The 314-nt window shown below is 69.7% G+C and carries 1 protein-coding gene; it reads left to right on the forward strand.

All coding sequences use genetic code 11. The annotated features are described in order from the left end of the window. Positions 1-314 (forward strand): EF-Tu/IF-2/RF-3 family GTPase (locus DH10_RS35930; protein ID WP_246811703.1); only part of this gene is annotated, 314 nt, incomplete at both ends.

Consider the following 314-nt stretch of genomic DNA (forward strand, 5'->3'; position numbering starts at 1 on the left):
CAGGTCGACGCCTACATCCCGACGCCGGTTCGTCCGCTGGACAAGCCGTTCCTGATGCCGATCGAGGACGTGTTCTCGATCTCGGGCCGCGGCACGGTCGTGACCGGCCGCGTCGAGCGCGGCGTGGTCAAGGTCGGCGAGGAGCTCGAGATCGTCGGCATCCGTCCGACCGCCAAGACGACCTGCACGGGCGTCGAGATGTTCCGCAAGCTGCTCGACCAGGGCCAGGCCGGCGACAACATCGGCGCGCTCTTGCGCGGCATCGACCGCGAGGGCGTGGAGCGCGGCCAGGTTCTGGCCAAGCCGGGTTCGGT

The organism is Mesorhizobium silamurunense (genome assembly GCF_014843825.1).
Taxonomy (GTDB): domain Bacteria; phylum Pseudomonadota; class Alphaproteobacteria; order Rhizobiales; family Rhizobiaceae; genus Mesorhizobium; species Mesorhizobium silamurunense.